General features: G+C 66.5%; 10 protein-coding genes. 4 read left to right on the forward strand and 6 right to left on the reverse strand.

What is annotated here, in order from left to right:
- From CG716_RS26365 to CG716_RS26375, 3 genes are all read right to left on the reverse strand, one after another.
- Nucleotides 1-3,761, reverse strand: a 3,761-nt coding sequence (locus CG716_RS26365) for a type I polyketide synthase (RefSeq protein ID WP_094484097.1), incomplete at its 3' end; no start/stop codon positions are given.
- Nucleotides 3,762-3,769: 8 nt separating this feature from the next.
- Complete coding sequence (locus CG716_RS26370) at nt 3,770-5,380, reverse strand: PfaD family polyunsaturated fatty acid/polyketide biosynthesis protein (RefSeq protein WP_094484098.1); 1,611 nt, start codon at nt 5,378-5,380, stop codon at nt 3,770-3,772.
- Between the two features lie 335 nt (nt 5,381-5,715).
- Complete coding sequence (locus CG716_RS26375; RefSeq protein ID WP_234818051.1) at nt 5,716-6,021, reverse strand: hemophore-related protein; 306 nt, start codon at nt 6,019-6,021, stop codon at nt 5,716-5,718.
- 330 nt (nt 6,022-6,351) lie between these two features.
- Between CG716_RS26375 and CG716_RS26380 the strand changes: the two genes are divergently transcribed.
- The 3 genes from CG716_RS26380 (at nt 6,352) to CG716_RS26385 (ending at nt 9,631) form a co-directional block, all read left to right on the forward strand.
- Complete coding sequence (locus CG716_RS26380; protein ID WP_094484100.1) at nt 6,352-7,677, forward strand: flavin monoamine oxidase family protein; 1,326 nt, start codon at nt 6,352-6,354, stop codon at nt 7,675-7,677.
- A gap of 303 nt (nt 7,678-7,980) precedes the next feature.
- A complete protein-coding gene (locus CG716_RS30380) occupies nt 7,981-8,130 on the forward strand; it encodes a hypothetical protein (RefSeq protein WP_165774314.1) in 150 nt (49 codons plus the stop codon).
- Between the two features lie 64 nt (nt 8,131-8,194).
- Nucleotides 8,195-9,631 carry an MFS transporter gene (locus CG716_RS26385; RefSeq protein ID WP_234818046.1) on the forward strand — a complete coding sequence of 479 codons (1,437 nt, stop codon included), beginning with the start codon at nt 8,195-8,197 and terminating at the stop codon, nt 9,629-9,631.
- Here CG716_RS26385 and CG716_RS26390 read toward each other — a convergent pair.
- From CG716_RS26390 to CG716_RS26400, 3 genes are read right to left on the reverse strand one after another with little or no spacing between them, the layout of a single operon-like run.
- Entirely contained in the window at nt 9,576-10,253 is a 678-nt protein-coding gene (locus CG716_RS26390; RefSeq protein ID WP_094484101.1) for a pyridoxamine 5'-phosphate oxidase family protein, read from the reverse strand. The genes CG716_RS26385 and CG716_RS26390 overlap by 56 nt on opposite strands.
- 4 nt (nt 10,254-10,257) lie before the next feature.
- A complete protein-coding gene (locus CG716_RS26395; RefSeq protein ID WP_094484102.1) occupies nt 10,258-11,427 on the reverse strand; it encodes an alpha-hydroxy-acid oxidizing protein in 1,170 nt (389 codons plus the stop codon).
- Between the two features lie 52 nt (nt 11,428-11,479).
- The gene (locus CG716_RS26400; RefSeq protein ID WP_234818047.1) at nt 11,480-12,382 is read right to left on the reverse strand and encodes an LLM class flavin-dependent oxidoreductase; all 903 of its coding nucleotides are present in this window, start codon (nt 12,380-12,382) and stop codon (nt 11,480-11,482) included.
- Nucleotides 12,383-12,453: 71 nt separating this feature from the next.
- Between CG716_RS26400 and CG716_RS26405 the strand changes: the two genes are divergently transcribed.
- Entirely contained in the window at nt 12,454-12,867 is a 414-nt protein-coding gene (locus CG716_RS26405) for a VOC family protein (RefSeq protein ID WP_094484104.1), read from the forward strand.
- Nucleotides 12,868-12,977: the final 110 nt, after the last annotated feature.

Consider the following 12,977-nt stretch of genomic DNA (forward strand, 5'->3'; position numbering starts at 1 on the left):
ATGTCCACCGGATAACCCGTCTTCTCCGAAACAATCTGCAAGACAACATCACCCGCAGGCACAGACGGAGCCGCAACCGACGCCGCCACAACAGGCGCAGCTACCGCAGCAGGCCCCGCGAAATCGGCGACCGTGTCAACCACATCCTGCAGCGTGCGCAACGCCGACAGCTCAGAAGCCGGGATCTCCGGAGCACCCGGGAACTTCGACTGCAACGCAGCCAAAATCTCCACCTGCTTGATCGAATCAATCCCGAGCTCGGCCTCCATCTCCATGCCCAACCCGAGCATGTCCACCGGATAACCCGTCTTCTCCGAAACAATCTGCAAGACAACATCACCCGCAGGCACAGACGGAGCCGCAACCGACGCAGCCACAACAGGCGCAGCTACCGGCGCGGGCGCGGGGGCGGGGGCGGCAACCACGGGTGCAGCCACGGGCGGCGCGGCCACCGCGACCGGCGCAGCCACAGGTGCCGGCGCGACAGCGACCGGCGGTGTGACGACGGGCGCGGCCACCACCGGCGCCAACACCGGCTGAGGTGCCGCGCTCGGCAGGGCCCTCTGTGCCGGCGCGACGGCCGTCGGCTCGCCGACGATCTGCGCCATCATGTGGGTGGACATGTCCAGGAACGCCTGGTGGCTTTGCGTCACTACGTCCATATAGCGCTGGTGTTGCTCGGCGGTCTCTTTCTGGATGCTGTCGATGATGCTCCACACATCGCCCGACAGCGGCGCCGTGATCACCTCCGCCTGGTGCACGACCTCCGCCTGGTGGACGACCGGTGCCTGCACCTGTGCGACCGGTGCCGGCGCGGCCTGTGCCACCGGTGCCGGCGCGTGAACCGCGGGCGCCTCCATCCGCTGAACCGCCGGGGCGGGCGCGGGTGCTTGGACGACAGCGGCCGGCGCAGCGGGCGCACTCACCCGCGTGCGCTTGACCGTGATGGACGCCTTGCCATCGACGGGCGGGTACGGCTTGCCGAGGTTGGCTCCGCCGACCTTGACGGCATGCTTGGGAGCGGGAACGAACTTCACCGGCTCCGCGTAATGGTCAAACAGGGCAACAAGATCCAGCGCCACACCGTCAGCGGCCAGCGCTGCCAGCCCGCGATGCCAGCCACGCAGGTTGTCGGCCTTCGGGTCATCCAGCGCCATCGCGATATGCGGTGTCGTGCCGAGGATCTTGCCCACCAGTCCGGTCAAAACCCGGCCGGGCCCGACTTCGATGAACCGGGTGACGCCGTCGCGGGCCATCGCCTCGATCATTTCGCGGAACCGGACCATCTGCTGGACCTGGTCGCCGAGTTGAACCGCGACATCCTCGCTGTACGGCTGGGCAGTGGCATTGGCGTACACCGGGAAGTTCGGCTGCCCGATCTTCAGCGTCTTCAGGTAAGCGGTCAGCGGTGCGCTGCTCGCGGCCACGATCGGCGAGTGGAACGCCGACGCCACCGGGAGGCGCACCGAAGACCAGCCCCGAGACTTCGCGGCATCCTGTGCCCACGCGATATCCGACTCATTTCCGGCCAGCACCACCTGGGTAGGCGCGTTGTCGTTCGCGACGACGAGGGATCCCGAGTCCGGCTGGGTTTCCAACAGGGCCCGGATGTCCTCGGCGGTCGCGGTGACAGCCAGCATCGCGCCGTCTTTGCCTTGACCCGCCTCGTTCATCAGGGTGCCGCGAGTACGCGCGGTCTCGACGAGTTTCTCCATAGGCAGGACACCGGCCGCCGCCAGTGCGCTGACCTCGCCGAAGCTGTGCCCGGCGGCCGCATCTGGGCTCACACCGAGCAGGTCGAGCAGCGCGAGCTGAGCAAGACTGGTCGCCGCGATCGCCGGCTGGGCGTTCGCCATCGCGGTGAGTTCCGCCTTCTGGGCATCGACCGCCGCCGGCTCGAACACGGGCTCGGGGAACACGACGCCGGGCAGGTCGGTGAGGTCACCCTCGAGCCCGTCCCACACCGCGAGCGCCTCGGGGAAGGCGAGCGCGAGGTCGCCGCCCATCCCGACGTACTGGCTGCCCTGGCCGGGGAACAGGAATGCCGTCTTGCCTTCGCGGGCCGGCCCGAAGCCGACGGCGATGTTGGCGTCCTTGATGTCGCGGGCTGTCCCGTCGGCCAGCGCACTGCGCAGCCGTTCGGCGACTGTCTCGAGCGAGGTGACGTCGGTCGCGACCAGGCCGGCGCGCGCATGCTGCGATCCGTCGAACTCCTCGGCGGCATCGAACGCGATGCGGGCCAGGCTCTCACCGGAGCGTGCCGCGGCGACGATGTCGGCGGCCCGCTTCTGCAGATCGGTTTCAGACGCCGCGCTGAGCACGACCAGCTCGCTGGGCAGCGCACGTAGCCGCTTGGCGCGGTGCTCGCCCTGGTACTCCTCCAGGGTCACGTGGAAGTTGCTGCCGCCGAAGCCGAATGAGCTGACCGACGCACGCCGGGGCTGATCGCCCTTGCGCACCCACGGACGGGTCTGCGCATTGACGTAGAACGGCGTCTCGTCGATGCCCATCGCGGGGTTCGGGCGCTCCACCTTGAGGGTGCCGGGCAGCGTCGAATGCTGCAGTGCGAGAACAGCTTTGATGAGACCGGCGGCGCCTGCCGCGGCCTTGGTGTGACCGATCTGGGACTTCACCGAGCCCAGCGCGATGCGCGCCGAGGTGTCGGTGAACACCGACTTCAGACCGGCGAACTCGGCCACGTCGCCGGCCTTGGTGGCGGTGCCGTGCGCTTCGATGAGTTCGACAGTCGACGGCTCGTAACCGGCCCGTTCGTAGGCGAGGCGCAGGGCCTTGGCCTGCCCGTCGGAGCGCGGTGCGTAGACGCTGGATGCGCGCCCGTCGGAGGAGGAGCCCAACCCGCGGATGACCGCATGGATCTGGTCCCCGTCCCGCTCGGCGTCGGCAAGGCGCTTGAGAGCCACCATGCCCACGCCCTCACCGATGATCGTGCCATCGGCGCCGTCAGAGAACGGCCGACAGTCCCCGGTGGCCGAGAACGCCGGCGTCTTGGAGAAGCACATGTACATCATCACGTCGTTCAGTGCATCGACACCGCCGGTCAACACCACATCCGACTCGTGCAGGTACAGCCGGTGCAATGCCGACTGCAACGCCGCCAGCGAACTGGCGCAGGCGGCGTCGGTGACGAAGTTGGCACCGCCGAGGTTGAGGCGGTTGGCCACCCGGCCGGCGATGACGTTGCCGAGCAGACCCGGGAAGGTGCTCTCCTGCCACGGGACATAGTGATCCGCGATGTCCTGGCAGATCTCGTCGGTCTCGCTCTCGGATAAACCATTCTCCAACATCGCTTTGCGCCAGATCGGCCGCTGCATACGCGAGCCCATTTGGACGACGAGTTCGGTGGTGGACGCGACCCCGAGCACCACGTCCACTCGGTCCAGGTCGACCTCCGCGCCTTCGCGCGCCACCACGTCGAGCAGCTGCCTGGCCGCGATCAGGGCAAGGATCTGCCCCGTGTCGGTCGACGGTAATGCGTTGGGGGGCAACCCGAACTGCACCGGATCGAAGTTCACCGGGTCGATGAAGCCGCCGCGCTTGCAGTACGTCTTGTCCGGCGCCTTGGGGTCGGCATCGAAATAATCATCGATCAGCCAGTGCGAGGGCGGCACCTCGCTGATGGCGTCACGGCCAGAGGTGATGGTGCGCCAGAAGCCTGTTAGCCCTGACTCGCCCGGGTAGATCGCCGACATGGCGACCACCGCGATCGGAGTGGCGATGGGCTGGTGCGTGTTGTCAGTCAAGGTAACCCTTATCCGAGTGGACGTGGACGGAAATCGAAGGCGGAAGGCGGCATCGCGACGCCCGCGGCGCGAAGTTGCCCGGCGCGAGTCACGGTTGCAGCTCCCTCAAGAAGATTGAGCGCTATCTGTCGAACCGTGCGCGCCTCCACCGGCTCGAGAAAACTCCCCCGTACCCATTGGTTGAACGCCCCCATCGCTGGACCACACCAGATCTGGTAGTCAGCGCGTCGCGCGGTGTTGCCGTCGCGCGCCCACTGTGAACCGGTGAACAGATACCAGCGGAATACCAATGCCATGCGGTGTTTCGGATCCGCCGCGGCGCGCTCCACCTGATGCGGGTCGCTCTTGGCGAAGAATGCCTCGGTGTCGGCCCAGATATCGGCCACGCTGCGACCGAGCACTGTCGTCTCGAGGTTCGCGAGCACCTCCGGTGGGGCGTCTTCGAGCGAGGAGTAGCGGCGGTAGAAATCAGCCAGCCGATGGCCGCGCTGAGCGAACATCGTGCCGCGCTTGAGCACCTGAACGGTCACGCCCATCTCGAACATATCGGCGGCAGGTGCCATTGCCACGTCGGTGGACTCGGCCAGCGCCAGCAGCGTCCGTGCATCGGGCGACAGGCCGCTCTCCAGTGCCGACTGATTCACCGAGCCGGTCAGCACATACGCTGCACCGGCGGCATAGGCGGCCGCGATCGCGGCCGGTGTCCCGAGCCCGCCCGCGGCACCCACCCGAGGCAGGACCGCATAGCGATGGGCGGCAGCGATCTCGTCGCGCAGACTGATCAGACGCGGAAGCAGCACGGTCAGTGCGCGGTTGTCGGTGTGGCCGCCGGAGTCCGCTTCGGCGGTGATGTCTTCCGCGATCGGGATCTGGCTGGCCAGCGCGGCTTCCTCAGAGGTGAGACGACCGTCGGCGACCAGCGCGCGCAGCATGTCCTCGGGGGCCGGGAGCAGGAACTGCCGCGCGATCTCGTCGCGGGACACCTTGGCGAAGATGTGCCCGGCCCGGACGATCTGTCCATCCGCGCCGCGGCGCAATCCCTTGGCGGCATACAGGACGACCGCGGGAGTGAGCCGCATGAATGCCGAGGCCGACACGTAGCGAACACCGAGGCGGTGGAAGAGATCGACCGTCGCCAGTTCCATGCCGTCGCTCTGGACGTTGTGGATCAGGTTGGCGCCCCACCCGATGGAGTCCGGGCCGAGGGCACTCTGAATCTCGCGCACACCCGCTTCGACGGTAGCCAGGTCCAGCCCGGCGCTGCCGTAGAACGCCATCACGCCGGCGCGTACACCCTCGATGGTCATCTGCGGGGTGGCGATACCGCGGGCCATCTCGCCGACCACGTACGGAAACCGCACGCCATGCGACGCGGTGAAGCTGCGCTCACCGAGCCATTCGGGGTAGATCGGCGGCAAGACGGCGAGGACTTCCTGGCGTAGGAGCTCCTGCGTTAGCAGCCCTGCACCCTCGAGAAGGACGGCGCGCGGTCCGTGCACCGATCCCACGACGGCAACCGGCCTCCGGATTTCGGCGAGCGCCGCACCGACGTCAGGTCGATCGAGCAGCGCCAACGAGGCGCCATTTGTCGGATGAGAGTTAGCCAACGTGGCCTGCATGAGGAGCGACTCTAGCTTTACGCGCGCGACAAATCTGGGTTTTAGAACACGTTCACATGCCCGGCGGCCTACCAGCCGGTAACTCTGTGAGAATCTACGCTGCGGGACTCGTACCTCGTTGCCGAAATGACATGCCGACGGTCGTTTTTTAGTCACTTGGACAGACCCGGTGATCTGCGCGCAGCAACCGCAGATGCCGGTGCCCACAGCCGCGAAAGCCCGCGGCCACGACGTCGAATATTGCAAGCTACGGTTACGTAACCAGGATTATGGTGTGCGGTTGCGCCAGCACGGCCTCACCGCCGTGCTGGTGAGCCGAAACTCTAACCGGGCGTTCAGTAATTCATGCAGGTGTTGGCAACCTGCACGACCTGGGGTCCGATTTGCGCGGCGAGGATGGCCTGCAACTGTGGGTTGGCTGCTTGCTGCTGAGCGATCGACTGCTGGCGCTGGTCCACCGGCATGGCCAGGAACTGCTGGAGATTCCTCTGCATATCCGGCCGATAACTGAGCTGTTTGGCCAGGACCGGAGCTTGCGCATCCAGGGCAGCCGTGACCTGCGCGTAGCTGCAGGTCGTGTTAGCCAGCGCATCCGTGATCGGGTCGGCCGAGGCTGGTCCGGCCAGCGAAAGCGGAATCACCGCCGTCAAACTCGCCGCGATGACGACCCTTCGTAAGCACCATGCTGACTTCATGAACGGGTGCGCCTCTCTTTGCCAACGGCTTGCTGGAGACCAAGCCCGGGCAAGTTAATCACGGCGCCTTCAGGCCGTGCGGGAAACGCCCCATTTATCGTGCGGGAAACGCCCCATTTATATAGCCCTCCGCGGTCGCGGCCCAGCAGGTCGTCGGTCTCGTGCTTGGCCGATCGACGGACCGCGCCTCCTCCATCGAGTTCAGCACGTTGCCGAACCGGGGGCGCATCTGTGATTTCGCTGTGATCAACCTGGTGAAACGCTAGCGTCACCGCCATGCGTTCGGTCGGGCGGCGCGGGTTCATGCTGGGTTTTGGCGCGCTCGCCGCAGCGCCGCTCCTGCCGGGTTGCAGCGACGCGGAAGAAAAGAAGAGCAGCGAGCACGTCATCGTCATCGGTGCCGGCTTCTCCGGTCTGGCCGCGGCTCGGCGTCTCGCCGACGCCGGTCTGCGCGTCACCGTTCTCGAGGCCAGGGACCGAATCGGTGGGCGCACGCGGACCGACACCTCGCTGGGAGTACCGATCGACGTCGGCGCCTCGTGGATCCATGGCACCGAAGACAACCCGCTCACCAGGCTCGCTGCGGATGTCGGGGCCAAAACCGTAGCCACCGATTTCGAGGATTTCATCCTGATCGAGGACCACCGGATCGTCGATCACAAAGCCGCCGCCGCGTCGGCTGACGACTGGCACCGGATCGCCAAGAAGCTCGATGAGCTCAGTAGCGAGGCCGGGTCCGACGAATCGGTGGCCGACGGCCTGGCGGGGATCGCGGACCTCGACGACCCGCTGGTCGCCTGGAACGTGACGTCCCGCACCGCCGGGGACTACGCGGCCGACGCCGACCAATTGTCGCTGCGCTGGCTGGGCAGCGAAAGCCAGTTCAAAGGGCCCGACGTGCTGTTCCCCGGTGGCTACACACAGCTGTCCCAGCACCTCGCCAAAGGTCTCGACATTCGGCAGAAAACCAAGGTCAGGCGAATCGTGCACGGCGGCGAGCAGGTTCGAGTCGAAACCTCACAGGGGACCGTCACCGCGGACCGGGTGATCGTCACCGTCCCGCTCGGAGTGCTCAAAGCCGGAAACATCGCGTTCGACCCTCCACTGCCGGAGACCAAGCTGGGCGCCATCAAGCGGATCGGGTTCGGACTGCTGAACAAGGTGGTCGTCGCTTTCGACAGGCCTTTCTGGCCGGAGTCCACGCCGATGATCGGACTGGTCGGCGACAACCAGCCGGTCACGGATCTCGTCAACGGACTGTTGTTCGCCGATAAGCCGTTGCTCGTGGGGCTGCGCGGCGGGCAGGCGGCCTGGTCCCGCGAATCGATGTCCGACCAGGCGGCGGTGAGCGAGTTGATCAACGCGATCGACGCGCCAACGCCCACCGGATCACTCGTGACGCGCTGGGGTAACGACCAATATGCCTGCGGCTCATACAGTTTCATAGCCGTGGGATCCAGCCCCGACGACATGCACGCGCTCGGCGAGCCGGTCGGCGAGCAGCTGCTGTTCGCGGGCGAAGCCACCAACCCCGAGTGGTTCGGCACCGTCCACGGCGCCTACCTGAGCGGCCTGCGGGAAGCGGACCGGATCGTCGGCTAGTTGCTCCGCGGGCGCCGCCAACCGCCTGCCGGTGTCCCGAGCCGCTGGCACTTGGACTGCGTGTTTGCCTGACGTCGTCCCTGTAGTTCGATACGGTGAGGCACCGGTCGGTGGAAGCGGGGCGCATGCGGAATCCATTCGGGCGCTTCGTCGCCTACACCCTGGTGGTGGCATCTGTTCCGATAGCCGGAATATCCTGGGCGCCAACAGGTTCAGCTGACAACGGTTGCGCAGCCGGAAGGTATTTCAACGCTGAGTTCCGGCCCCATCGGCCCGGGCCGACGCTAAGCGAGGATGACTGGCATGGCTGAGCACGACGACTCCCCCGATCACGACAGACCCGGCGAACCGAACGTCAGCCCGCCGTCGCCGCGCAAGACCGAGGACGTCGTCTTCCCCGAGTCGTTTCGGAAGTTCTGGCGCACCTTGCTGGGTCCGTGGGGGCGGCGCTGACAGCACGCATCGTGCGGTGTCGTCGCATACGATGCACTCAATTGCTCTCTGAGGAGTGGCCTTTGTGAGTTCGCCTCTCGCGGCTCCGGCCGACATCGATTCTCTGTCCCGCCGACAGATCGTCCTGTTGGTGACGGCCCTCGTCTTTTCGCTGATGTCGTTCTCGCTGAACGCCACCATGCTCGCGCCGGCCGTCCGCGACATCAACCAGACACTCGGCCCGGGGGCATTCGTGGCCATGTCGACGCCGTTCTACCTGGCCGGCGCGATCGCCAATGTCGTCCTGGTCCGGTGGAGTGACTACGTCGGGCGCAAACGCATGCTGATCGGGATCGTGATCGTGATGTGCATCGGGACGGCGCTGTGCCTGAGCACGTCACTGCCGATCGTGGTGGTCGGCCGGTTCTTGCAGGGCGCCTCGAACATCACCTACGGCCTGGCCTTCCTGATCCTGCGGAACCGGCTGTCCGGCGCAACGTTCGGCATCTGCTGCGGGGTGATGGCATCCATCAACGGCGGTGTCGCCGGTGGCGACGCCTTTCTGGCCGGCATCATGACCGACACATGGGGCTACCGCTCGATCTTCGGCCTGATCCTGGTAGTCGGCCTCATCGCGGTCGCGTTCGTGTGGAAATGGGTTCCCGCCGACGAGCACAGCGCCCGCGCCGAAGGCCGGATGGATTGGATCGGTGCGGTTTTCATCGCGTTGACGGTCGGTGGTATCACGATGTTCTTGTCCAACGGCGGGCACGCCGGGTGGACGTCGACGCCGGCACTGGTGTGGCTGGCGGTGGTCGTCGTCGCGTTCATCGCCTTGGTCGTGGTGGACAACCGGGTGGAACATCCGCTCGTGGGGCTCAGGCACATCCGAACGCGAGAGGCTTGGCCGCTGATCGTCGTCACCGTCCTGGTCATGGCGTCGTTCATGGTGGTGCTCGGCTTCATCATCCCGAGCATGGCCGAGGACCCGGATTCCGGCTTCGGCCTGAACGCGACGATGACGGCGCTGTTGTTCCTCACCCCGGCCGCGGTTGTGCAGGTGCTCACCGCACCGTTCGTCGGCCGCATTGCCGTCCGCATCGGCTTCGTCACTGTGATGAGGATCGGCATCGTCGCCACCATCGTGGTGATCGCGCTGATGGCAGTCTTTGCCGACCATAAGTATGCGATCGTCGCACTGATGGTGGTCTTTGGATTCACCTGCTGCGCAACGGTTCTCACCCCACTTAGCTCACTGGGCGTGCTGCAGGCATCCGACGAGGCGCCGGGCGCGCTACCCGGCATCGCCAATGCCAGTTACGGCATGGGCTTCTCACTGGGATTCGCCTGGGCCGGCCCGATTGTGGGCTCCGGGACGGATTCCACTTTCCAACAGGCGTTTTGGACGTGCGTCGCAATCGGCGTCATCGCGTTGGGATTCAGCTTCGCCCTGCGGCCCAAACCGATCATGACCGGGGCAGCCGCCCCCGACGGTTCGACAGCTCACCAGACATCGCGCTGACCGAGGGCGGCACCGGGGTGCCGGGATCGCAGTCCGGCGCACGTTGCGGCTCGCCGTAGACAGTCGTCAACGGGACCACGCCCGCCCACGCCCCCGCGGCGACGTCGTCGTCGTCGTCCTCTGGCCAGCCGTCGCCGATCTTCAGCGACCAGTTCTCGGACGTGATCGGCATCCGCAACGCCATCGTCGCGGCGAGCTCCTTACGTGAGCTGGCGCGAAGCTCGGCGACCCGGCCGGGAATGAAGGTGTCGGTGAGCGTCTCGAGATAGCCGACCTTGTCGGTGTCAGGGATCGGCTTGAAAGTCCCGAAGAGTACCGCACTGCGGAACTGAAATGAGGATTCGAATCCACTGCGCGCCACCAGAACTCCGTCGAGTGCGGTCACCGAGACCGCGGCAGCCGCACCACCGGCGAGCAGACGCATCCACGGTGAACCTGTCGAGCCGTGGATGACCAGTTCGTCATCGATACGGGCGAAGCCGATCGGAAAGATCACCGGGTGTCCGTCGCGGATCAGGGCGATGGTCGCAAGCGGTGTCGCATCGAGCAACTCGTCGAGGCGGGTGCGAGAGGTGTTCTGCTTCTCCGGCAGGCGGCTGACCGCGGTGGATGGTTGCGACATGGGTTTACTGTCGCACGGGTCGCAACGCGTCACGAGTCAGGTCGGCCAGGGACGGGTAGCCGTCGACGGCCATGATCAGGTCGGCCTCGGCCAGCAGCGAGCGCAACACATGCACGATTCCATCGGTGCCGGCCAGAGCTGCGCCGTACGCATAGGGCCGGCCGATACCCACGGCGGCGGCACCCATCGCCAGCGCCTTGACGATGTCGGCACCGGACCGCACGCCGGAATCGAACAGCACCGGCACATCGCCGGCAGCGGCCACCACGTCGGGTAGGCAGTCGAGGGCGGGAAGTCCGCCGTTGGCCTGGCGACCCCCGTGGTTTGAGCAGTAGATGCCGTCGACGCCGGAGTCGATCGCGCGGCGCGTGTCTTCGGGATGACAAATGCCCTTGAGGATCAGTGGCAGCGACGTCAACGATCGCAGCCACGTTAAGTCGTTCCAGGTCAACGAGTTTCCGAAGTTACTGACCCAGGGCAGCACGGCATTGCGTGGGTCGGCGTCGATGTCGGTGTCGACCTTGGCGCGAAAGACCGGGTCGCTGATGTAGTTGGACAGGCACAGGCCGCGCAGCTGCGGGAAATTCGCCGTCGTCAGGTCGCGCGGCCGCCAACCCGGCACCCAGGTGTCGAGCGTCACCACGATCCCGGTGTAGCCGGCGGCCTCCGCGCGGTGGACGAAGCTTTCGGCCATCTCGCGATCGACCGGGGTGTAAAGCTGGAAAAGCCCCGGTGTGTCGCCGAATTCAGCAGCCACATCCTCCAGCGGATCCATGGTCAGCGTCGACACGCACATCGGCACACCGGTGGCCGCCGCGGCCCGTGCGGCGGCGAGGTCGCCGTGCCGGTCCGGGGTGCACAACCCGATCACGCCGATCGGCGCCATGAATACCGGGGCCGGCCAGCGTCGTCCCCACAGTTCCACGGACAGGTCACGATCGGTGGCCCCGACCAGCATCCGCGGTATCACACCCCACTGTTCGAAGGCGCTGACGTTGGCCCGCTGTGTTCGCTCGTCGCCGGCGCCGCCGGCGACATAGGACCATATCGAGGGCGAAAGAGCCTGGGCGGCACGGGCTTCCAATTCCGCGAACGACATCGGCAGGCTGGGCACCGTGCCGGTCAGGCCCTGGAAGTAGATCTCGATCTGGTAGTTGCCGTATGGCTGAGTCATGACTCCTCCTCCTGGCGCCAAACCGACGCTATGGCGACTTCTACTCGACTTTCTACGCCGAAACTCCTGTTTGGGCGGAGATCTCCCCAACAAGGTCCGCGACCCGCCGCAGCTGGCCGATGTCGGTACTGGTCGGAATCAGGTGCAACTCGCTGGTGCCGATCTCGGCGAACCCGCGTAGCACCGCGACGAGCTCCTCGTCGGTGCCCGCCCACCCGGTGGTCGGTGCGATCGAGTCGACGTACTGGCGCGGAATCCAATTCATGTAGTGGCGCAGATGCTCGATGACCTGCGTGCGTGGCGCCTCTCCTTCGCCGAGGGCGAACCAAAACGACGTTGCGAGATGCGGCGCAGGCTTGCCCGCCGTGGCCCACGCGTCGCGGGCGACGTCGAACAGCTCGTTCTGCTTGTCCGTGTCGAGGTCCATCGAGATCCCGGTAATGCCCTCGGCCCACTGCGCAGCACTACGCAGGGTCTTGGGTCCGGTGGTGCCGACCAGCAGCCGCGGTCCGCCGTCGCGGGCCGGCCGCGGGCCGACCGGCAGCACCGATTCGGTGACCTTCTCCCCCGCCCAGACCCGCTTCATGACGGCCACCCGCTCAGCCATGTCGCGCATGGTCTGGGTCTTCGGGTCGGCGCCGGCGGCGCGATAGTCCTCGTGGCGGCCGCCCACCCCGATACCGACCGTCAGCCGTCCCCCGCTGAGCATGTCCCCGGTGGCCAGCGCCTTCGCCAGCATCACCGGGTTGTGCAGCTGGGGAACCACCACGGTGGCCACCAGCGGCACCCGCTCGGTCCACCCCGCCAGGGCGCCCAACAGCGTCAACGAGTCGGGGTTGGCGAAGGCGATCCGCTCACCCCAGCACAACGAGGAGAACGGCCCCTCGTCGATGGTCCGGGCCCACTGCTTGAGGATGTTCGCGTCGACGTCCGGTTCCATCACCGGCAAGGTCATGCCAATTTGCACGTTCGCGATTCTGGCATGACGGGTGCGCGCCGCTCCGAGGTACTGACAGGATGAGGCGCATGCCCATCGCCACCACCGCCATCGCCCACGTGCGGCTGACCGTCACCGACATCGCCACGTCGCGCCGGTTTTACGACAGCGTGTTCGGCTGGCCGGTCTTTGCCGCGCTGCCGGACAACGCCGACGCCGCAACCCGCGAGCAGCTCTCGTTCCTGTTCGGCGGAGTCATCTACAACATCGGCGAGTCATTGATCGGCCTGCGGCCGACCGGCACCGGCACGTTCGACGAGGACCGGGTGGGCCTCGACCATCTGGCCTTCGTCCTGCCCGCGCTTGCCGACCTGGAACAGGCGGCCGCACACCTCGACCAGCTCGGTATCGCCCACGAACCGATCAAGGACATCGGGGTGGCCTACATCCTGGAGTTCCGGGACCCGGACAACATCGCACTGGAGCTGTCCGCCCGCAAGTAGGCCCAGATGCGCCAGAACAGTTGGCGGTCAGCACAATTGACGCTAGCCACGACCGAGTCTCGGCAGGTTCACAGGTTGGCCGGATTCCTTGCGGCACCGTCGCGGCAGCT

This window comes from Mycolicibacterium sphagni (assembly GCF_002250655.1).
Taxonomy (GTDB): Bacteria; Actinomycetota; Actinomycetes; order Mycobacteriales; family Mycobacteriaceae; genus Mycobacterium; species Mycobacterium sphagni.